This window comes from Bacillus sp. NMCN1 (genome assembly GCF_002998085.1).
In the GTDB taxonomy this organism is placed as follows: Bacteria; Bacillota; Bacilli; order Bacillales; family Bacillaceae; genus Bacillus.
The window spans coordinates 410,283-430,350 of record NZ_PVQL01000002.1 but is presented as its reverse complement, the minus strand read 5'-3'; the positions used below and the strand labels follow the sequence as shown (position 1 = coordinate 430,350).

Below are 20,068 nucleotides of genomic sequence, written 5' to 3'. Positions count from 1 at the left end.
TTTCTTTTTATTTTGCGCAATCGCATCAATAATATGTATGATGAATGAAAAAAAGATGGGGGACTTTATTGTGAAAACTTTCAACCGCATAGCAACAGAAGATGACCTCAAAGCGATCGTTGATATTTACAATTCGACCGTTGATTCAAGAGAAGTAACCGCCGATACAGAACCAGTTTCAGTTGAAGACCGCCGGCAATGGTTTTTGAATCATTCAGAGAAAAGACCTCTCTATGTGAAAACAGATGAGGATGGACATATCTGCGGCTGGCTCAGCTTTGAAACGTTTTATGGAAGACCTGCATATAACGGGACCGTTGAAATGAGTATTTACTTAAACCAAGACTATCGAGGGAAAGGCTTAGGGTCACTTTTCTTACAAGAGGCCATTGAGTTGGCACCTTCATTAGGCATTCGAACGTTACTTGCCTTTATTTTCGGGCACAACGAAGCCAGCATTCGATTATTTAAAAAGCACGGCTTTGAGACATGGGGTCACCTGCCACGCATCGCAGAAATGGACGGCAGCAGGTACGATTTAGATATTCTAGGAAAAGAATTATAAAACGAGCGCCTCTCCAACAAAGAGACGCTTTAGATTGTTGACAAAAGGCTAAAATAATCTTTATTTTAGCCTTTTGTCTTCTTTTCAGCGTGATAGAAAACCTTTGAAGTCTAGGAAGGGCGAGTACCGGAGCGGAGCGAATTTGACATTCGTGAGCACCGGAGTGCAGACCTGACAAAGAATGCGAGGGTTTGTCTACACGCTGAAAGCGTCTCTCCAAAAAAGAGACGCTTTTTTATGAAGCATGTAACAGCTGTTCGAACTGTTTCACATTTTGAAGAGATTTTCTTTGCAGGATGATGCCATGTTCATCCATCAGAATCGCTTGCGGAACAACAGTTACCCCATACAGCTCCATGATTTGAGAAGAGCGCACATACACAGCTTGATCAGGCAGCAATTGAAGGAGCAATGCATCATCTCCTTGTTCATCCCCATTGATGAAGATGAATTGAGGATCATTGCTAGAGATGTGCTGACGCATATCAGACAAAATGCTTTTGCATGTCATACAAGTGGTATTTACAAATAACAGCATCACGGCTCTTCCGCTCTGTAAATACTCCTTTAAAATGACCTTATCTCCTAAATGTGTATAGCTTCGAAATAACGGCGCAGCATCACCAACATCCGCTTCCTTTAATTCAATTCCATCAAGTGTTTTAATTTTACTCATAAATTTTCCGATAAAGCGGGCAAGCAAAAACACCACAGCCAGCTGAGCAATAACAATGAATAACACAATAATTAGTAGAATATCTGTCATTTCACTTGGTCTCCTTCTATAAATGATTCAAATTGATTCATCCACTTTCTTTTGAACATCATGATGTCTTTCCCCACCGCTATAATAAAGCAGACAGCCACTGCAATCAGAAAACAAATAATATGAAATTGCCATGGAATTGTTTCTACATAGGGATGCACATAAAACAACCCAATCACAAGAGCCAGCATCGACACATTACGAATCACAATTCCCCAGTGAAGACGGTCATTTTCAAGCAAACCTCCACACCCGCATGAAATATCACGATGTCCTCTCAATAAATTGAAGGTGACCGCTCCAGTATAAATACATAAAAGTGCTGTAAGACCAATCGCAGGTACAAGAGACATGTCCCATACGAACAATAGACCCGTACAAGCCAATTCAACAGTCAAAAACAAATAAAACATTGGCGCCGTGAGCGCAGGAGGCAGCAGCCGATAAGCATTCATCTGCTGCATATGCGCCGTTTGTTTTCTCACTTTATCAAGCCATGCACCTGCAAAGATGATTCCTAAGAAATAGACACCTATAAAATAAAAGACACTCACCTTACGCCATCTCCTTTTGTTGAAATAGTTGAGATTGTGCCTCATAAAGCCTTTTGTACTCTCCATCTAGCGCCATCAGCTCTTCATGGTTCCCCTCTTCAACGAAAGCCCCATCTTTCATCACGATAATGCGGTCTGCTAAGCGGGCCGCTCCCATACGATGAGTGATAAACAAGACCCCTTGATCCTGCGTATGATTGAATAGCTTTCGTATGAGTGAAATCTCTGATAGCGGATCAAGAGCAGAAGTCGGTTCATCTAAAATGATAAAATCACTCTCTCTAAAGAATGTTCTCGCCATCGCAAGCTTTTGCCATTGCCCGCCAGACAGTTCATGACCTTCTTCAAAAAACCGGCCAAGCTGCGCATCGTATGTTTCTTCCATTTGATGAATTCTTTTCTCTATACCTGCCTGCCGCGCAGCTGAGACCATGCGCTCTTCGTTATCTATTTCGTCGATACGGCCAAATCCAATGTTTTCTTTCACAGTGAATTCGTACTTCATAAAATCTTGAAAAAGAACAGCCATTCTCGCATGATATGATTTTTTATAAATGGTCGAAATAGACTCGCCATTGACCTTTTGCATATTCGGTTGATCTGGATCATATAAGCCGGTCAAACATTTGATCAAGGTCGTCTTACCTGATCCGTTATCCCCCACCAATGCAATGTGTTCACCTTTATTGATATGAAAATGTATATGCTCAATGGAAGGCGTTTTCATATTCGGATAAGTAAAAGAGAGGTTTTCTAGTGTAATGGACTGAATACATTCAATCCTCCGAAGCGATGCCCCTTCCTCTGTCTGGTCATCAATTTCTTCTTCTCTCTTTTGAAAAGTTCTCATTTCATCAATATAGAGACTCGTTTCATATAAACTAGAACATTCCCTCGTTAAATCCTGAAAACCACTTTGAATATTTTGCACAGCTTGCAGCACAGCGACAAACGTTCCCGCAGCTAATTTTTTTTGAAAGATAAGAAAGACAATAAAAAGACCGCAGCACACGTAGGCAAATGTCATAAGCAATCCGCCTGCCATCTCCCAGCGAACCTGACGCTTTAGTAATTTATATTTTTCATCTGCACTTTTTACATAATGACCTTTCCATTTTTGAAGAAGGTAATTTCCTATTCCATATAAACGGATTTCCTTCAATGAATCTCGCTGTGCAACAAGGTCGGACACATACATTTCTCTTCGATCATTGGCAGTTAACATGCGGTTTAATTGATACCGCGCGCCTCCAAAGAAGAGCTCAATCCACAAAACAGGCAGGGTAAATAAGATCAGAATGACCGCCAAGCCCCAATGGATACCAATCATATAAATGAGAAGTGATACAACAGTAATCAATGCGCTCATGATTGTAAAAATACTTCTAACCATACTCAGAACATGCTGATGACTGTTCATCACACGTTGACTTTCATTATAAAAAGACGGGTGTTCAAATGTAATATATGGAAGCCTGGTCGCCTTTTGAAGCAATTCACCCTTCAAATGCAAACCAATCAAATTTGTCGCTTTCTGCTGACTAAGCTGAAGAATGAATTGAAGCCCATATCCTAAAACCACAATGACCATTTGCAACCCAAATAACCTTAAGACCTTTTGAATGTCTCCTGAAGAAGTCATGAATAAAATAATTTCATTAATCAATGTTTGAATAATCCAGACACTGGCCAAAGGCATAAAACCAACGATCACTTGGATCAATAGAGTTAACAGAAGATATGATCGACTTCTTTTCCAAGTATAGGAGATTGCATATAAACAATGGTTCACTGTACTCATCAAACGCTCCACCTTACACCATTTAGTATAATTGACATATTTTTGATATTTGTATTATGATAGCTCTGCGTAACTTCATTCTGAGAGGACGATATACGATGAATTCAATCTTACTTTTACAGGTCACTCTTATTCTTTGCAGCCTTTTATTGACGATCGGAATCATCATCTATTTAAAACACCAAATGGAATTGATCGTCTTACCGATCCAGCATGCCGGACAAAAACTTGTTCATCCGCTTCTTGAAAAATCATCGCCTATTCGAATGAATGATTTGCTGCAAACCAATCACAAGCAACAGCTGCTTATATTCACTGACACAGCATGTCCGCACTGCATTCCATCACTTGAACAATTTCTAGAAACGAAAAAGCAGCGTCAATTAGACATTTCTTTTAGTGTTTTGCTAAAGAATGGACAAGAAAAGGATCGAGAATTATATCGCGATAATCAAACTAACATACGAATAATCTCAGTGGACGAACAAATGACAAGCGTATTCCAGATTGAAGAGTTTCCGTATTACATCATGGTAGAAGAAGATGAAACAATCTCATATGCAGCCCCTTTTCCGGATGGACTTTATTCAAGGATTCCTGCAAAATAAACATAAATGAGGCATGTGAACGATCTAACACATGCCTCATTTTTTTATTGGTGTGGTTCTGGCTGAACATCCTGATCCTTTTCCATTGCAGTGATTTCACTCGCTTCACTTGAAGCTGACGCTTGTTCCTCAGCTTGTTCAAACTCACTGCGAGCCTCAGTTGAAATGTCTACTTGGTCACCATGCTGATTCACAGTAACAGACGAAGAAGACGCCTCTTTTTGAACCTCTTTCTCTAGTTCCTTTAATTTAGACACATGAAGCTCTAAATCTTTTCCTTGCTGAACTAAAGTCAGTTGTTGAAATAATGCCTTTCTCTCTTCTGGAGAATGGTCGCCTTGAACAATTTTCGCAGCTTGGTTTAAAAAAGAATTTGATGTTTGGCCCGCTTGACGATTGTTTGACGTCTGCATAGCATTTGTTAAAAATGAAATTGAAGATATGCTCATGCGTTCACATCCTATTAAATAAAATCATTCAATTTAGCAGCCGCATCTAATGCGTTCTTGGCTAGTACAAATCTCACCTGTATCACGATCCACGTAGTAACGGAAAGTTCCAACACCTTGAAGGAAACATGTTGGTGCTGATTTGCATGAAGTGACTAATTTTTGCAAAATACATCTTGAAGCTGCAGGTTGAACATTGGTCATTTTGTTTAAGAAACGATCTAACATATGAATACCACCTTCCAATTTTTATGGTAATACAAAACAATAATAACCAATTATAAGACAACTAACAACATATTTTGATAATTTTACTAATTATTTTTAACTACCAATCTTGTTTATGACATAATTTTTCGTTAAAATTTATAGTAAATGTTACTTTTTTCTTATTCAGAGATAATTTATTTATCCATAAATAGTAAGCTGAAGATGGAAATATTTATAATTATTCTACATTCACTCTTCCTAAAGTACTACTGGCTCAAGTATGATAAAGAGTGAATACATAAAGGAGTGAACACCATTGCAACAAACTGAGAAAATCATTCAATCTCTTCATTCGATCACAAAGTGGGGAAAAGTTGGTAGTATCTTTCTCTATATTACAGGCGGTCTAGCTATTCTGATTGGTTTTTGGCTTGTTCTTCCTGCTGCCCTTGGCGTCTTCCTCATTATGATGGGAATACACGTACAAAAATCTGTAAACGCAGCTGAACAATTAATCCAAGCTCCTGATACTTCTTATGAAGAGTTATTAGAACAATATGCTAAGATGATGAAAATGCAGACGCTGTTTGCCATATCAACTATTGTCACAGCCATTCTCTCATTTATCGCCATTATTTTGATACTGATATTAGGCGGCCTAGCATTTCTCCAAGAAATTCCTAGCGACTTTCAGCAATACGAAGGTGAATACAAACAAGAGCCTGTTGACTTTTATTAATGGAGAGGGGTATCAATGAACATTCGATACCCCCTTTTGTTTGATCATTTGATTGCTCATCCTGTTAAGCTTGACATTCCGTCTAGATCATTTTAAAATACAAATCGTAACTATTACGAATTAAAGGAGGATCCTATTACTGATGCGCGTAAAAATTACCTTAGCCTGCACTGAAACAGGTGACAGAAACTATATCACAACAAAGAATAAAAGAACGAATCCGGACCGGCTGGAGTTAAAAAAATATTCTCCTCGGCTAAAGAAATATACCCTTCATAGAGAAACAAAATAATTTTTAAATTTCAAATCGTAATGATTACTTTTTAAGTGAGGCGGAAATCAAAATGAGTATTGTCAAAAGGACAGAAACAAATGAATAAGCGAATACCTGTTACAGTATTAAGCGGGTTTTTAGGTGCAGGAAAAACAACAATATTAAATCATGTTCTGCAAAATCGTAAAGGGTTAAAAGTAGCTGTGATTGTCAATGACATGAGCGAAATTAATATTGATGCAGAACTAGTCAAACAAGGTGGTGAGCTCTCTCGATCAGATGAGAAGCTAGTTGAATTATCTAATGGTTGTATTTGCTGCACATTAAGAGAAGATTTGTTAATCGAAGTAGAGCGCCTATGTAAGGCTGGCCATTTCGATTATATCGTCATTGAGTCAACAGGAATTAGTGAACCAATTCCAGTCGCGCAGACTTTCTCTTATATTGATGAAGAAATGGGGATAGATTTGACACGTTTTTGCCGGTTAGACACGATGGTCACTGTTGTAGATGCGAACCGTTTTTGGACCGACTTCCAGTCAGGAGAAAGTTTATTAGACCGTAAGCAAGCCGTTTCCGATGATGACGAACGAGAAATTTCCGATTTACTTATTGATCAAATTGAATTTTGTGACGTGCTGATTATAAATAAGTGTGATCTAGTATCAAACTCAGAATTAGACCGACTTGAGCGCGTGCTGACCACACTTCAACCAGAAGCATCTATCATCAGAACCTCAAAAGGGCAAGTAAAGCCAAGTGACATTTTAAATACTGGTTTATTCGACTTTGAAAAATCCAGTGCTTCTGCTGGCTGGATCAAAGAAATCAACGCCGGGCATTCTCAACATACGCCAGAAACAGAAGAATACCGAATCTCATCTTTTGTTTATGAAAGAAGACTCCCCTTCCATACTGGCAGGTTAAATAATTGGTTAGATCAGATGCCGGAGCAAATAGTTCGCGCTAAAGGATTTACATGGCTGGCCACACATCATGATTTAACCATTTTAATTTCACAGGCCGGAAAATCTGTTGCGATTGAACCAATTGCATACTGGATTGCTGCCTTGCCTGAGCCAGAAAAAGCACGGATATTAAAGCAAGAACCAGAGCTTCTTGATGAGTGGGATGCAGAATTTGGTGACCGGCATACAAAACTTGTGTTTATTGGCGTAGATTTGCCTAAAGCAGATATCATTCGCACACTAGATCAATGCTTACTCACACCTGAAGAATTTGATCAAGATTGGACTACATTTGAAGACCCCTTTCAATGGAAAATCCAACATTAAACCAGGAGGGTTTTAAATGGCAAAGAAATCTAAAATTGCTAAAGAAAAAAAGCGGCAGCAGCTTGTATTGAAATATGCAGAATTAAGAAAAGAGTTGAAAGAAAAAGGTGACCATGAAGCTTTGCGGAAATTACCTAGAGACTCTTCCCCTATCCGCTTAAAAAACCGCTGTGAATTAACCGGCCGTCCTAGAGGTTACTTACGAAAATTCAAAATGTCTAGAATTGCTTTTCGTGAGCTTGCCTATAAGGGTCAAATCCCAGGAGTAAAAAAATCGAGCTGGTAAAGATTGAGTTGATCTTATCACAGCTCTCCTAAAAGTAAAGCAGTAAAAAATGTTTAAAATTCTATTTTCTAGGCATATCTCAATCTTTTTGAGTCACAAAATAACATTTTAAAAACCAGCGAGTTTCTGCTGGTTTTTTATAATGACTGGATTCATAAGATGAATAGACCTATTTCCAAAAAAGGATTTTCAGCAATGATTATGACTTTTTCTCTTCTTTTCAAAAATACATGATCATGATACTTTGTTGTCACTACCCACCGATATATGACATTTCAACTTTTTTCTGATCTTTCTTCTGCTCTCTCTCGGCTGAATATTGATCATGTCTATTCGACCATAGTTCCTTCAATATGTTCTTTATATCTTCATTATCTTTTGTCGAGCGAATCACCCGTTTTAGATCAAAACCCGATGATGCAAAAAGACATGTAAACAATTCGCCGCGAGCAGAAAGCCTCGCTCTGTTACATGTTCCACAAAAAGCATCTGAAACAGAAGAAATAATGCCTATCTCTCCTGAACCATCTTGATAAAAGAATCGGTTGGCTACTTCACCTGGATATTGAGGAGGTTCTGGTTTGATAGGAAATGTTGAATCAATTAGACCAATAATCTCTTTCTTTGTCATGACATGCTCTAGATTCCATTTGTTCGTATTTCCGACATCCATAAACTCGATAAATCTGAGAACATGTCCTTCTTTTTTAAAGTAAGCTGCCATTGGTAAAACATCCTGATCATTCACACCTTTTTGAACAACCATATTGATCTTAATAGCAAGTCCAGCTTTTTTTGCAGCCTCAATCCCATCAAACACTTTTTGGATAGAAATATTCCTTCCGTTCATTTGCTTAAAACGGTCAGGATTTAATGAATCCAAACTAATGGTGACTCTCTGAAGACCTGCTTTCTTTAACTTATCAGCATATAAAGGTAAAAGCGTTCCATTGGTTGTCATAGCAATGTCTTCAATTTCTGGAATTTTTGAGAGCTTTTCTATTAAAACAGGCAAATCTTTCCGCATTAAAGGTTCTCCACCCGTGATGCGTATTTTCACCACACCTAAGTCCTTTGCAAAAAGGATAGCAAGCTGTTCAATTTCTTCGAAACTAAGCAGTTCTCCTTTATTCAAAAAAGGATAATCTGGTCCAAAAATTTCAGCAGGCATACAGTACGTACATCTAAAGTTACAGCGATCTGTTACTGATATTCTTAAATCGCGCAATGGTCGATGTCTCTTATCCAATATACTGTCCATACTTTGCCTCCTATTCTGTAATACGCTGATGGTGAGTGTAGATATTAAAAGATTCTCCTCTGACAAATCCAACTGTCGTGATATTTAATTCTTCTGCCATTTTAAGCGCCAGCTCAGTAGGTGCTGATTTTGAGATGACGATCGACACTCCTAGTTTTGCTGCCTTCAATAGAACTTCTGACGATATCCGGCCGCTAAACACAAGAATTTTATCTCTAAGTGGAATTCGATGAAGTAAACAGTATCCATAGATTTTATCTAAAGCATTATGTCTTCCTATATCAGTTCTAGTGATGAATAGCTTCTCTGAGTCACACAGTCCAGCATTATGCACACCACCAGTATGTTGAAATAATTGGCTTTCTTCTTGTAAACATTTCATTAGACGCATACAAGTTTCAGCAGAAATGTTGATTCGATCAATGGCTGTTTTTGCCGTTTTCACATCTTGGAGAAAATAAAAGTGTCTTCCTTTCCCACAACAAGAACCAATCACCCGCTTTGTAAAATCTGATGACTGAAATCCGCTTGAGTGAACTAAATCAACATAGGCAAAGCCCATACTTTCATCTATTGTAAACCTTTTAATCTCATTTTCAAATCGAATGACTCCTTCTGAAGCTAAAAAACCGATAACCAATTCTTTCAAATGATCTGGAGAACAAACAAGTGTCACAAATTCCTCTCCATTCACGATCACAGTTAAAGGGAATTCTTCTACAACTTCATCTGTTTTGCAAGTAAATTGGCCTTCACGGTATTGGTGTATGACTCGTTTCTTTTTAACAGAAGGATTCATTGTATGATCTTCCTTTCAGCACAAATTTAGTTATATGATCCAATCAAATTATGATATTATTTTAAAAAGTCATAAAACTGTAACATATTTCTATCTTATCAAACTTTTTGATTGCTTTATATGGGGGGAACAAAATGAACAAATCGAAAAATCGCTGGCTCATTGCAACAAGTGCTGTGGGAATTCATTTATCTATTGGGTCTGTTTATGCTTGGAGTGTTTTTACGAATCCTTTACATCAAGCCTTTCAGTGGTCATTGACAGAAATAAGCCTGACCTTCAGTATTGCTATTTTATTTTTAGGATTATCTGCTGCTTTCATGGGGCATTTCGTTGAAAGGTATGGTCCAAGGGCATCAGGGCTCTTCTCAGCTATTTTCTTCGGTATCGGAATGACAGGGTCAGGATTTGCTGTCCACATGTCCTCACTCCCACTCCTCTATTTATTTTATGGTGTGCTCGCTGGAATAGGATTAGGGGTAGGTTACATTGCACCTGTATCAACTTTGGTGAAATGGTTTCCGGACCGAAGAGGACTTGCAACCGGCTTAGCTATTATGGGTTTTGGATTTGCGTCTCTTATTTGCAGCCCAATTATCCAATATCTCATTGAAAAAGTGGATATCGCAAATACCTTTTACATTCTTGGAATTTCCTATTTTATGATCATGGTGATCTCATCTCTTTATTTATCAACACCAACATCTGAAGACGTCAAACAATTTGACGTGTTAAAAACAAATCAAAGAAAAATCCCTCAGGATTTATCACAGCTTACAGCAAATGAAGCGATCAAAACACGACGTTTTTATTATTTGTGGCTCATGCTCTTTATTAATATCACATGCGGAATTGCCATTATTTCAGTAGCATCGCCTCTTGCTCAAGAAAGTGTTGGATTCACTGCAGGTGCTGCAGCTACCCTTGTTGGTATTTTAGGTGCTTTTAATGGTTTAGGGCGGATTGGCTGGGCTTCCTTCTCAGATTATATCGGAAGGCCGAATACGTATACAATCTTCTTTGGTATCCAGCTTATTGCCTTTCCTTTACTCCCCTATTTAAAAGAACCGCTCGTCTTTTCAATCGTGATGGCGATCATTTATACGTGCTATGGAGGAGGGTTTGCCTCAATTCCAGCATATATTGGGGATTTATTTGGCACGAAACAACTTGGTGCCATACACGGTTATATTCTGACTGCCTGGGCAGCTGCTGGTTTAGCTGGACCTTTATTTTCATCCTTTATTCGAGATATAACAGGTAACTACACGCAAAGTCTGATGGTGTTCTCTGGCTTATTTTTCATCGCTTTTATCATATCTCTTCTCATACGGAAGGATATTCAGCAGCTTAGAGAAACAAACCTTACTGCTACTTCATCTGTCTCAGCCCGACCTTAATTTGAATTTGACAGAATCACAATCTAAAGGTAATTTTTAGATATGAAAACGCTTCATAAAGTAATAGGAGGGTGATGATATCATGGGGAAAACAAAACATAAGGGACCTATTAAGCTTAATAAAAAACCCTCACCAAAGCTATGGGCCTCTTTTGCGCCTATGGGACTTGGAAAAGTAAAGCCGAAACACATTCGAGATACGATGAAAGTGGCGTGGGAGAACAAGGATAATCTCCCCTATGCATATCGTATTTTAACGCAGGGCGTGTGTGACGGCTGTGCCCTTGGAGTTTCAGGGTTATATGACCAAACGCTCGCAGGACCTCATATATGCACCACAAGGCTAAATGTACTCCGTCTTAATACAATGCCAGCTATTGACCCAAAATGGTTCGAAGATATTCAACAGCTCAAACAAATGGACAGCACCTCTCTTCGCAAACTTGGCCGTATTCCTTATCCACTGATTCGAAAAAAAGGTGACAATGCCTTTATGCGTATTTCCTGGGATGATGCATTAGATCAAATCGCAGCTAAAATTAAATCAATTGATAAACGGCAGCTCGCTTTCTATTTAACGGCTAGAGGAATTACAAATGAAGTCTATTATACCGCGGCGAAGGCAGCCCGATTTATCGGGACAAATCATATTGATAATGCTTCTCGCATTTGTCATTCACCGAGCAAAACCGCTCTTAAACGATCCCTTGGTATAGGAGCCTCCAGCTGTAATTACAACGATTGGATCGGAACGGATGTCTTAATTTTTTGGGGATCTGTCGCAGCAAACAACCAGCCTGTTTCCACTAAATATATGTACGCGGCTAAAAAGAAAGGAACCAAAATTATTGTCATCAATCCGTACAAAGAGCCTGCCATGGAAAAGTATTGGGTTCCCTCTATTCCAGAAAGTGCTTTATTCGGCACAAAAATCGCGGATGATTTCTATCAAGTCAATATAGGCGGCGATATTGCGTTTATGAACGGCGTCATCAAACATTGGTTTGACATGGAGCAGCATGCGCCCCATTCCGCCCTTGATCATGAATTTATTCAAGCCCATACTACCGGCATACAGGATTTAAAGCAGCATGTCGCACAGTTGAAATGGGAGGACCTAGAAACATCATCAGGCTTATCAAAAGAAAGAATGAAAGAATTTGCGATCCTTCTTGCCAATGCCAATTCAGGCGTTTTTATTTGGAGCATGGGTCTTACCCAGCACCGCTTTGCAACTGATAATATATCACAGGTCGCCAACCTTGCTATGTTACGTGGATTTATTGGCAGGAAACATTGTGGTGTCATGCCGATTCGAGGGCATAGCGGTGTTCAAGGTTCTGGTGAAATGGGTGCTGATCCATTCGTTTTGCCGGGCAGTGATTTTGATGAAGAGAATATTGAAAGAATCGAAAAGATTTGGGGGTTTGACATTCCGAAATGGCTTGGTGACACCATTGGGCAATCCTTTGAGAAAATGGCTCTCCCAAAAGAACATCCGCAAAAACTCAAAATGCTGTTTACGAGCGGCGGAAACTTTTTAGAAACGATGCCAAATCCAGATGCGATCGAAAAAGCATTATCTGAGCTAGAACTCCGTGTCCATCAAGATATCATTTTGAACACCTCTACACTTGTAGAGGCAGAAGAGACGGTAATTGTTTTGCCTGCCATGACAAGGTATGAACAGCCAGGCGGCGGTACATCCACTAGTACGGAACGCATGGTATATTTCAGTCCAGAAATTGAAGGACCTCGGATTGAGGAAGCCAGAGCAGAATGGGACATTTATATTGACCTTGCAAAAAGAGTCCGGCCTGAAGATGCTGAACTAATTCATTTTGAAACGGCTGAAGACATTCGTCGTGAGATTGCGGTCGTAAATCGAAACTATGATGGCATCCAGCATTTGCGTCATAAAGGAGACGTTTTTCAATGGGGTGGTGCCTGGCTTTGTGAAGATGGGGAGTGTCCAACACCGGACGGCAAAGGACATCTTCTTCCTGCCCAGCTGCCTCAATACCGAAAAACCGAGGGACATTTTAATATCACGACAAGAAGAGGAAAGCAATTCAACTCCATGATCTATAGTGAAAAGGATGCGTTTAATGGCGGGAAGCGTCATTCTATCTTGATGAATGCCGAAGATGCAAAAGAACTTTATGTCCAAGAAGGTGATCCAGTAGTTTTGTTTAATCAATATGGGTCCTATCAAGGAGTGGCTCAATTTGGGGAGTTGAAACGTGGCAATATCGCTGTTTATTGGCCTGAAGGGAACGTTTTAATTCCTAAGGGTGTGTATGAGAGCTACTCACAGATTCCCGAATATAATACGGCGGCCATATTAGAAAAAGCCGAAACCTTTCATGCAAGAAAAGATCAGCACTACGTGGAGAAACGAATTGATGAATTAGAAACCACTTTGAATTGATCTCCAACTAAAAAACAGCTGGGGAAAACAATCCCCAGCTCCCATTCACATCCTACTGACCAAAAGCGCGCGCTTCATTTTGTAGAATGTGATTCAATTCTTCGGCATTCGCAGCCGGTTGATATTGTCCACCACCCGCTTTTGCAACAGACTTTAGACTTTTTGCTTCTTTTTCATTCACGTCAAAGCCGATGATATTGACGATGGTATCAATTCCGTCTTCATGTAATTCCTTTGCTGCTTGTGAAGGGCTTCCTCCACAAGTTTCTTTACCATCACTGACGACATAGACAATATTTTTCCCTTCAGCCTGATGATCTTCAAAATCTTGTTTCGTATCTGTTAATGCTTTTGCAAGTGGTGTCCAGCCGGTTGGCTTATACACATTCAGTGCTTGCTGAAATGTTGACGGCTCATATGACCCAAATCCATAAACGGCTTCAGAGCTTCCACAAGAAACTGCTTTTCCTGCATTTTTATTGGTTCCTTCATGACCAAACACACGAAGCAGGACTTGTGTATCTTCTGATAAAATACTTGCGAAGCTTTGAATAGAACGTTTGGCGATATCGATTTTCTTTTCGCCTTCAACTGATTGCGCCATGCTGCCGCTTAAATCGAGTAATATCACCACATGAGCTGGCTCCTGTTTTTTTATCACAGCATGAGCTGGTGAAGAAAGAAGCAGGACAAGACTAGCCAAAATGGTTAATACAATATTTCGTTTCATTCATAAAAACCTCCCTTTTTACATTTGTACAGAAAAAGAGAAACGAAAGCATACATCAATCGTTTCCCTTTTGTTCAGCAAGTTATTCGTGTAGTTTTAATGATTCTGCCGACAAGATAGAACCCATTTCTTTACCAGTGCTTGCTTGGTAGTAATGGCCTTTACCCGCTTTGGCTACTTGCTTCAATTGACCTTCATAGCCATCGTTAAAGTCTAATCCAATCACATTAACAACAGTCGATCCTTTTGAGTTATGCAATTCTTTTGCTACTTTTACTGGATCTCCGCCACAAGTTTCTTCACCATCAGTGATTAGGTACACAATATGTTTTGTTCCATCATTAAGCTGCTCATCCGTTTGCTTTGCATTTTCAAGAGCACGAGCAATTGGTGTCCAGCCATTTGGTCCAAGTCCGTTTAAAGAGTTTTCAAAGCTTTCTTTTTCGTAAGGCTGTACGCCATAAACGCCTCTAATGACTTCACATGATTGAGCTTTACCTGAATTTTTGTTGTTTCCTTCAGAACCAAACAAGCTCATACGAATTTTAGCGTCTTCCGGAAGTGACTGAGCAAATTTAAATACCTCTTGTTTTGCGAGGTCAAATTTGCGTTCGCCCTCTACTTTTCTTGCCATGCTTCCACTTGCATCAAGTAAGATGGTGACTCTTACATCTTTGTTATGTTTTTTGACTGTAGATGCTTTTGCAAATACTGGTGAAGAGATTGACATAGATAATGTCAATACAGCTAAGGTTACGAGTGTAAATACTTTTTTCAACATCATTTTTCCTTCCTCCTTATGTATTTAATTGAAACATCTTAATCGTAAAATATTCTGTCTTGGAATGGTATAGGACTCGGTCCCTTTTTCTCTTTCATCAAAATCACTAAAAATCTGTCAGTTGTCTAGATATATTCACCTAACACATCATTTTTTCTCTTGTTTTCTCCTTCTTTCGAGGGGCTTTGTATCGGCCATCGGTTCTTGTCGGGACGTAAATGTTTAAGTTTTCCTGAGGTGCGTCTTAAGTCGCAATTTGACACATTCTGTTCAAACCTCTTGGAACACAAAAAAAAATGCCCCATTTCTGAGGCACCTTTGCTTTATTTTTTAGCCATATACGTGTTGAGAAAACGATCAGCTGATTCAATTTGAATCCCTTTATAATAATGTTTCACGATAGCATCTACTTTTTTGCCTGACTGTGCCATATAGTGCGCACCATACTGACTCATTCCAACACCATGGCCATACCCTTTTGTCGTAATGATAATTTGCTGGCCCTGTCGTTCCCATGTAAAGTCCGCTGAATGAAGTGCTAGTGACTCTCGAATGTCTCTGCCTGTCAGTGTTTTACCGTTTATTACGGCTTTCGCTACTTGATTTCCTGGCGTCCGTTCTACTATCTGTCCTACCTGTGCCTGCTGAGTGAGCGTCACACCTAATTTTTGCTGAAATTCACTAACTGTGATGGTTTTCTTGTTTTGAAATTTTGGCGATTTTTCGTCCCATTTACTTGAGACACTTTTCAAATATGGGATTTCGTTTTTCCAATAAGCTTCGGCATTTTCCGTTTTTCCGTTACTTGTTGAAAAGAATGAGGCATCAATTGGTTTCTCATCATAAGTCAGCACTTTTCCTTGTGTGCTAGCGACAGCTTCTGTGACTTTTTTTAACTTCCAATTGTACGCTTTCCCCCAAATTTTCTTGAGTTCCTGCTTGTTTTTATAAACTTGGAACATTTGGGTGTCATCTACAAGAGAGCCCTTTGGTGATTTGACAGTCTTATCGATGATCATTTGTCTGACGATATACGTTCTTGCGGCGAGTGCCTGTGCCTTGAGTGCTTCCATTTCAAAATCAGCTGGCATTTCAGACGCTACGACACCGATCACATACTCTTCTAAAGGGATGTTTTCTACCTGCTGATGAGCTGAACGATAGACGGGGATGGCGACGGGTGATTGCTTTAATTTGACTGTACCCTTCACTTCTTTTTTAACTGATGGCTCCGCTGATACCTGCTGGCTTGCCTCCGGCTTCCCTTGAAACGTCGGCAACACAAGTAAAGTTGGAATCATTAAAATAATGATGCATATTCCTGCGATTGTCCATATCATTGGTTTCATATTTGGCTGCCCCCATTTGTCATTGAATCTCTTTTATCCTATGGGCGGGGACAAGCTAATATGACAGCTTCTTTCATTCAGTGGACAAGTCTTTGGATGAAGATATGAGGCTGTTTATCAACTGATTTTACTGTTCGTCTTTATGAATAAAATTTAAGATGGTTGGATACACTAATGATAAGCTTTCAAAATAAAGCATTCTATGATTCTAAAAAAAAATCAGCATGCCTCATGGACACACTGATTTCTTTATGATTACGCGTTCAGATCTGATACAACTTGTTCTTGTGTCACATCTGCTGATTCATCGTTTACTCTTTCAATATCTGCACCGATTGCTGCAAGCTTTTGGTGGAAGTTCACATAACCACGGTCGATATGCTTCAACTCTGTGACACGTGTATGACCTTCTGCTACTAATCCAGCAAGTACAAGTGCTGCTCCTGCTCTTAAATCAGTCGCTGACACTTCAGCACCTTGAAGTTGAACCGGCCCGTTGATAATCACAGAGCGACCCTCAATTTTAATATCGCCATTCATGCGGCGGAATTCTTCAGCATGCATAAAGCGGTTTTCAAACACCGTTTCTGTGATCATGCTTGTTCCGTTTGCACGAAGCAATAGCGCCATCATCTGAGATTGCATATCCGTTGGGAAACCAGGATGTGGCATTGTTTTTAGATCGATTGGCTTGAGCTCAGATGGTCCAATGACTCTTAAACCTTCTTCTTCTTCAATGATCTGAATACCCATTTCTTCCATTTTTGCTACAAGTGATGTCATGTGCTCTGGCACTGCGCCTTTTACAAGAACATTTCCTTCTGTAATGGCTGCTGCCACCATGAAAGTACCTGCTTCAATTCTGTCAGGGATGATGTTGTGTTTTGCACCGTGGAGTGTTTCCACACCTTCGATTTTGATTGTACCAGTACCAGCTCCGCGAACCTTACCGCCCATGGCATTGATGTAGTTTGCCAAATCAACAATTTCAGGTTCTTTTGCTACGTTTTCTAAAATCGTTGTTCCTTCAGCTAATGCTGCTGCCATGATGATGTTTTCAGTTGCACCAACACTTGGGAAATCCAAATAGACTTTCGCACCTTTTAAACGGCCTTTTACTTCAGCCTCGATGAAACCATTTCCTACTTGAATTTTAGCTCCCATTGCTTCAAAGCCTTTTAAATGCTGGTCAATTGGTCTTGAACCAATCGCACAGCCTCCAGGTAATGCAACTCTTGCATGACCTGTTCTTGCTAAAAGTGGGCCCATGACGAGCACAGACGCTCGCATTTTACGGACATACTCAAACGGAGCCTCAGTTTCTAGTGCATGAGATGCATCCACTGATACTTCGTTATTTTCAAAATGTACTTCTGCTCCTAAATGACGTAACACTTCATTGATTGTATATACATCGGAGAGCGTAGGTACATCACAAATTACGCTTTTTTCTGTACTTGCTAACAAAGATGCAGCGATAACTGGTAAAACGGCATTTTTTGCGCCTTCTACTTTAACTGTGCCGTTTAACTTTTGACCGCCGCGGACGATAATTTTTTCCAAGGTCTTCCCCTCCGCGTCCCAAATTCTCTATATTAATATTCAGTCGTTACGATTGGTGTGCCAACCGTAATCGTATGATTTTCGTTCATTTCCGAACTTCTGATGGCAATTTGAACATTCATTTTATCATTTGAAGTCATAATGAACTGTTCCCACTTATCTGTGTAAGCGGAAAGCGACACAAAATTAGACTCAACGAGATACTCAACTGGTTTTGCTTGAAATTCATTTGCTAATGTTTCAGCTTTTTTTTGCAAAACAACATCCATCATACCATTTACATGACCATCGAGACAAGTAAAAATTACAAATTTCTCTTGTAATATGCTTTTTGCATGACGTACGAACTGATCATATGTATGCTCCCAGGTATTCAGTGGGCGAGCACCTTTTTGCTCATATAATAAATACGACTTTTGATTGGATTTTGTGTCGGTCTTCACGAGTAAAATTTTCGATAATGTATCATTTTTTTCATCTTTGTAAATTCCTGTGACTTTGGTGACATGTTTCTCTTCTTTTTCGGTCCACTCATACTGTCGTAGTTCGTCTTTCAAACGTTTCACTTTTTTTGAAAATTGTTCAGATGAAATGTCTACATTTGTTTTTGCGTGAAGAGTCCATCCATCTACTTCAATTTGCTGGTTTTTCAGACCTTCTGCTATTTGGGCGAGCGGAGAAGATTCTTCCGCACGAACACCTTGAATCATCAGAACAAAAAAAAGAATAAACGCAAATAATGGCCAACCTTTTACATACTTTCTCACTTGTCATTCCCCCTTGCTACAAGTGTTGCCGCAAGGAGGTGTGTGCATACGTGGAAAAGTCATCAAGGCCATATTTTTGACATTTCTTTTTACGTTCCCGCATAAGACAGTGACCAAACCTTTTATGTTAGAACATATAAGGAATTTGTCTGGAAAAATTTAAGTAATCAAGGAAGAAATTGCTGACTGCAGATGCGATGGCAATGGTAATGAGCATCATCAGCAATCTTGCCTGAACGATTTTCCCTTTTTTAATCAGTGGATCAATATTTATGGCAAGCAATGCCCACCATGTAATCGCAATAAAAAATAGGTGGATCACAATACTCACGATTGCTTGTTGTCCTACGTCTTCCATACAGTTGAATCCTCCTTTTATTTATTTCTGTAAAGGAAAACTCCCTTTCATTATATCCTCGAAAATCGGAAAGATGAATCATTTGGAAAAAAGAGCTACATTTAGAGTAAATCCCCTCTTATCCTGGTGCCAAGGAGATGATATACTGCGTGTGGAAGGAGCTGAACACATTGAAAGATTCTTTTCCTGACTTTGTTGATTTGTACGGAGAACTGGTTCCCTCATTTGATCATGAATGGGAGGCCATTGCTTTCTACTTTGATTATAGACAGACACAGCTAGAAGAATTAGCGCAATTGTGTCATTTTCATAACATTTCTTTGGATTACTCTGAGGAAAGCCTGTATCAGTTAGAATCACTATACTTTGATGCATTTACCAAGCAGCTGTTTGCTGAGTGGAAGATGCCAATAGATGCATTAGAAGCGATGATGAGTGTGTATATGGGAGAGGTTGTCCTCCGTCATCATTCAGATGCTGACTGGGTGGTACGGCCTTATATGGACTCTCCGCATCAATATACGCTTGGTTTGCGCCGGCACAATAAAACGTGGCATAGTACGCAGTTTTGCGAGCACTTATATCTTGAAAAACAGGATTCTCACCCGTATGTGTCGATGTATCAATCTCTCATGTCATTCTAAAAAAAATCCTTCTTATCATTGTGATAAGAAGGATTTTCTGTTTTATTTCCCTGCTACATTTAAACGGTTTAACGCCCGTTTTAATGCGAGTTCCGCCCGGCGTACATCACTTTCATTCGGGTGGTTCAAATGCTCTTCAGCACGCTGTTTCGCTGATTTAGCACGATCGACATCAACTTTTTCTGATGTTTCAGCGGCCTGAGCAAGAATGGTTACTTGTTCAGGGCGAACTTCAACAAATCCGCCACTTACTGCAACCAATTCAGTTGATCCACTATGTTTTAAGCGAACTGCACCGATTTTTAGCGGAGCAACCATTGGAACGTGGCCAGCTAAAATACCAAGCTCACCGCTTTCTGCTCTGACACTGACCATTTCCACATCCGCTTGATACACTGGGCCGTCGGGAGTAACGATATTGACTTGAACGGTCTTCAT

General features: G+C 39.6%; 22 protein-coding genes. 9 read left to right on the top strand and 13 right to left on the bottom strand.

Annotated features, from left to right (window positions below; translation table 11 throughout):
- Window positions 1-55 precede the first annotated feature (55 nt).
- Window positions 56-565 (top strand): GNAT family N-acetyltransferase, encoded by a 510-nt coding sequence (locus C6W21_RS12040; RefSeq protein ID WP_189318184.1) that lies wholly within the window; start codon window positions 56-58, stop codon window positions 563-565.
- A 235-nt stretch (window positions 566-800) separates the two neighbouring features.
- On the opposite strand, the gene C6W21_RS12035 is transcribed toward C6W21_RS12040, so the two are convergent.
- From C6W21_RS12035 to C6W21_RS12025, 3 genes are read right to left on the bottom strand one after another with little or no spacing between them, the layout of a single operon-like run.
- Window positions 801-1,331, bottom strand: a complete 531-nt coding sequence (locus C6W21_RS12035; RefSeq protein ID WP_106050558.1) for a TlpA family protein disulfide reductase — start codon at window positions 1,329-1,331, stop codon at window positions 801-803.
- A complete protein-coding gene (locus tag C6W21_RS12030; RefSeq protein ID WP_106050557.1) occupies window positions 1,328-1,885 on the bottom strand; it encodes a MauE/DoxX family redox-associated membrane protein in 558 nt (185 codons plus the stop codon). Before C6W21_RS12030 ends, C6W21_RS12035 begins: the two co-directional genes overlap by 4 nt.
- A gap of 1 nt (window position 1,886) precedes the next feature.
- A complete protein-coding gene (locus C6W21_RS12025) occupies window positions 1,887-3,686 on the bottom strand; it encodes an ABC transporter ATP-binding protein (protein ID WP_106050556.1) in 1,800 nt (599 codons plus the stop codon).
- Between the two features lie 98 nt (window positions 3,687-3,784).
- Here C6W21_RS12025 and C6W21_RS12020 point away from each other — a divergent pair, with 98 nt between their 5' ends.
- On the top strand, window positions 3,785-4,294 hold the full coding sequence (locus C6W21_RS12020; protein WP_106050555.1) for a thiol:disulfide interchange protein: 510 nt from the start codon (window positions 3,785-3,787) through the stop codon (window positions 4,292-4,294).
- Between the two features lie 44 nt (window positions 4,295-4,338).
- On the opposite strand, the gene C6W21_RS12015 is transcribed toward C6W21_RS12020, so the two are convergent.
- Entirely contained in the window at window positions 4,339-4,743 is a 405-nt protein-coding gene (locus tag C6W21_RS12015; protein ID WP_106050554.1) for a hypothetical protein, read from the bottom strand.
- A 526-nt stretch (window positions 4,744-5,269) separates the two neighbouring features.
- Here C6W21_RS12015 and C6W21_RS12005 point away from each other — a divergent pair.
- The 4 genes from C6W21_RS12005 (at window position 5,270) to rpsN (ending at window position 7,547) form a co-directional block, all read left to right on the top strand.
- On the top strand, window positions 5,270-5,692 hold the full coding sequence (locus tag C6W21_RS12005) for a DUF5362 family protein (RefSeq protein WP_106050553.1): 423 nt from the start codon (window positions 5,270-5,272) through the stop codon (window positions 5,690-5,692).
- Between the two features lie 142 nt (window positions 5,693-5,834).
- Window positions 5,835-5,984, top strand: a complete 150-nt coding sequence (gene rpmG, locus C6W21_RS12000; RefSeq protein WP_003214771.1) for a 50S ribosomal protein L33 — start codon at window positions 5,835-5,837, stop codon at window positions 5,982-5,984.
- Between the two features lie 80 nt (window positions 5,985-6,064).
- Window positions 6,065-7,261 carry a GTP-binding protein gene (locus C6W21_RS11995; RefSeq protein WP_106050964.1) on the top strand — a complete coding sequence of 399 codons (1,197 nt, stop codon included), beginning with the start codon at window positions 6,065-6,067 and terminating at the stop codon, window positions 7,259-7,261.
- A gap of 16 nt (window positions 7,262-7,277) precedes the next feature.
- The gene (gene rpsN / locus C6W21_RS11990; protein ID WP_106050552.1) at window positions 7,278-7,547 is read left to right on the top strand and encodes a 30S ribosomal protein S14; all 270 of its coding nucleotides are present in this window, start codon (window positions 7,278-7,280) and stop codon (window positions 7,545-7,547) included.
- Between the two features lie 253 nt (window positions 7,548-7,800).
- On the opposite strand, the gene moaA is transcribed toward rpsN, so the two are convergent.
- Together moaA and fdhD are read right to left on the bottom strand one after the other, a co-directional pair.
- A complete protein-coding gene (gene moaA, locus C6W21_RS11985; RefSeq protein ID WP_106050551.1) occupies window positions 7,801-8,808 on the bottom strand; it encodes a GTP 3',8-cyclase MoaA in 1,008 nt (335 codons plus the stop codon).
- Window positions 8,809-8,818: 10 nt separating this feature from the next.
- Window positions 8,819-9,607 carry a formate dehydrogenase accessory sulfurtransferase FdhD gene (gene fdhD, locus C6W21_RS11980; protein WP_106050550.1) on the bottom strand — a complete coding sequence of 263 codons (789 nt, stop codon included), beginning with the start codon at window positions 9,605-9,607 and terminating at the stop codon, window positions 8,819-8,821.
- 134 nt (window positions 9,608-9,741) lie between these two features.
- Here fdhD and C6W21_RS11975 point away from each other — a divergent pair, with 134 nt between their 5' ends.
- Both C6W21_RS11975 and C6W21_RS11970 read left to right on the top strand, forming a co-directional pair.
- Complete coding sequence (locus C6W21_RS11975) at window positions 9,742-11,007, top strand: L-lactate MFS transporter (protein WP_106050549.1); 1,266 nt, start codon at window positions 9,742-9,744, stop codon at window positions 11,005-11,007.
- Between the two features lie 82 nt (window positions 11,008-11,089).
- Window positions 11,090-13,438, top strand: coding sequence for an FdhF/YdeP family oxidoreductase (locus C6W21_RS11970; protein ID WP_106050548.1), 2,349 nt, complete (start codon window positions 11,090-11,092; stop codon window positions 13,436-13,438).
- Between the two features lie 52 nt (window positions 13,439-13,490).
- On the opposite strand, the gene C6W21_RS11965 is transcribed toward C6W21_RS11970, so the two are convergent.
- The 6 genes from C6W21_RS11965 to C6W21_RS11940 all read right to left on the bottom strand — a co-directional run bounded on the left by C6W21_RS11965 (window position 13,491) and on the right by C6W21_RS11940 (window position 18,986).
- Window positions 13,491-14,168 (bottom strand): VWA domain-containing protein, encoded by a 678-nt coding sequence (locus tag C6W21_RS11965; RefSeq protein ID WP_106050547.1) that lies wholly within the window; start codon window positions 14,166-14,168, stop codon window positions 13,491-13,493.
- Between the two features lie 82 nt (window positions 14,169-14,250).
- Complete coding sequence (locus tag C6W21_RS11960) at window positions 14,251-14,949, bottom strand: VWA domain-containing protein (RefSeq protein ID WP_106050963.1); 699 nt, start codon at window positions 14,947-14,949, stop codon at window positions 14,251-14,253.
- 323 nt (window positions 14,950-15,272) lie between these two features.
- Window positions 15,273-16,298 carry a stage II sporulation protein D gene (gene spoIID, locus C6W21_RS11955; RefSeq protein WP_106050546.1) on the bottom strand — a complete coding sequence of 342 codons (1,026 nt, stop codon included), beginning with the start codon at window positions 16,296-16,298 and terminating at the stop codon, window positions 15,273-15,275.
- 255 nt (window positions 16,299-16,553) lie between these two features.
- A complete protein-coding gene (murA, locus tag C6W21_RS11950; protein WP_106050545.1) occupies window positions 16,554-17,861 on the bottom strand; it encodes a UDP-N-acetylglucosamine 1-carboxyvinyltransferase in 1,308 nt (435 codons plus the stop codon).
- A 32-nt stretch (window positions 17,862-17,893) separates the two neighbouring features.
- Window positions 17,894-18,628: a YwmB family TATA-box binding protein gene (locus tag C6W21_RS11945; protein ID WP_106050544.1), complete on the bottom strand. Its 735-nt coding sequence runs from the start codon at window positions 18,626-18,628 to the stop codon at window positions 17,894-17,896.
- Window positions 18,629-18,755: 127 nt separating this feature from the next.
- Window positions 18,756-18,986, bottom strand: a complete 231-nt coding sequence (locus tag C6W21_RS11940; protein WP_012011544.1) for a DUF1146 family protein — start codon at window positions 18,984-18,986, stop codon at window positions 18,756-18,758.
- A gap of 137 nt (window positions 18,987-19,123) precedes the next feature.
- Between C6W21_RS11940 and C6W21_RS11935 the strand changes: the two genes are divergently transcribed.
- The gene (locus C6W21_RS11935) at window positions 19,124-19,630 is read left to right on the top strand and encodes a hypothetical protein (RefSeq protein WP_374955720.1); all 507 of its coding nucleotides are present in this window, start codon (window positions 19,124-19,126) and stop codon (window positions 19,628-19,630) included.
- A gap of 42 nt (window positions 19,631-19,672) precedes the next feature.
- Here C6W21_RS11935 and C6W21_RS11930 read toward each other — a convergent pair whose 3' ends face one another.
- Window positions 19,673-20,068, bottom strand: a complete 396-nt coding sequence (locus tag C6W21_RS11930) for a F0F1 ATP synthase subunit epsilon (protein WP_050944437.1) — start codon at window positions 20,066-20,068, stop codon at window positions 19,673-19,675.

Coding starts and splice junctions, on each gene's coding strand:
- C6W21_RS12025 (WP_106050556.1), bottom strand. CDS start 3,686: ATGAGTACAGTGAACCATTGTTTATATGCAATCTCCTATACTTGGAAA.
- C6W21_RS11975 (WP_106050549.1), top strand. CDS start 9,742: ATGAACAAATCGAAAAATCGCTGGCTCATTGCAACAAGTGCTGTGGGA.
- C6W21_RS12040 (WP_189318184.1), top strand. CDS start 56: ATGGGGGACTTTATTGTGAAAACTTTCAACCGCATAGCAACAGAAGAT.
- C6W21_RS11935 (WP_374955720.1), top strand. CDS start 19,124: ATGATATACTGCGTGTGGAAGGAGCTGAACACATTGAAAGATTCTTTT.
- spoIID (WP_106050546.1), bottom strand. CDS start 16,298: ATGAAACCAATGATATGGACAATCGCAGGAATATGCATCATTATTTTA.
- rpsN (WP_106050552.1), top strand. CDS start 7,278: ATGGCAAAGAAATCTAAAATTGCTAAAGAAAAAAAGCGGCAGCAGCTT.
- C6W21_RS11960 (WP_106050963.1), bottom strand. CDS start 14,949: ATGTTGAAAAAAGTATTTACACTCGTAACCTTAGCTGTATTGACATTA.
- moaA (WP_106050551.1), bottom strand. CDS start 8,808: ATGGACAGTATATTGGATAAGAGACATCGACCATTGCGCGATTTAAGA.
- C6W21_RS11965 (WP_106050547.1), bottom strand. CDS start 14,168: ATGAAACGAAATATTGTATTAACCATTTTGGCTAGTCTTGTCCTGCTT.
- C6W21_RS12015 (WP_106050554.1), bottom strand. CDS start 4,743: ATGAGCATATCTTCAATTTCATTTTTAACAAATGCTATGCAGACGTCA.
- C6W21_RS11995 (WP_106050964.1), top strand. CDS start 6,065: ATGAATAAGCGAATACCTGTTACAGTATTAAGCGGGTTTTTAGGTGCA.
- fdhD (WP_106050550.1), bottom strand. CDS start 9,607: ATGAATCCTTCTGTTAAAAAGAAACGAGTCATACACCAATACCGTGAA.
- C6W21_RS11930 (WP_050944437.1), bottom strand. CDS start 20,068: ATGAAGACCGTTCAAGTCAATATCGTTACTCCCGACGGCCCAGTGTAT.
- C6W21_RS12035 (WP_106050558.1), bottom strand. CDS start 1,331: ATGACAGATATTCTACTAATTATTGTGTTATTCATTGTTATTGCTCAG.
- C6W21_RS11940 (WP_012011544.1), bottom strand. CDS start 18,986: ATGGAAGACGTAGGACAACAAGCAATCGTGAGTATTGTGATCCACCTA.
- C6W21_RS12020 (WP_106050555.1), top strand. CDS start 3,785: ATGAATTCAATCTTACTTTTACAGGTCACTCTTATTCTTTGCAGCCTT.
- rpmG (WP_003214771.1), top strand. CDS start 5,835: ATGCGCGTAAAAATTACCTTAGCCTGCACTGAAACAGGTGACAGAAAC.
- C6W21_RS11970 (WP_106050548.1), top strand. CDS start 11,090: ATGGGGAAAACAAAACATAAGGGACCTATTAAGCTTAATAAAAAACCC.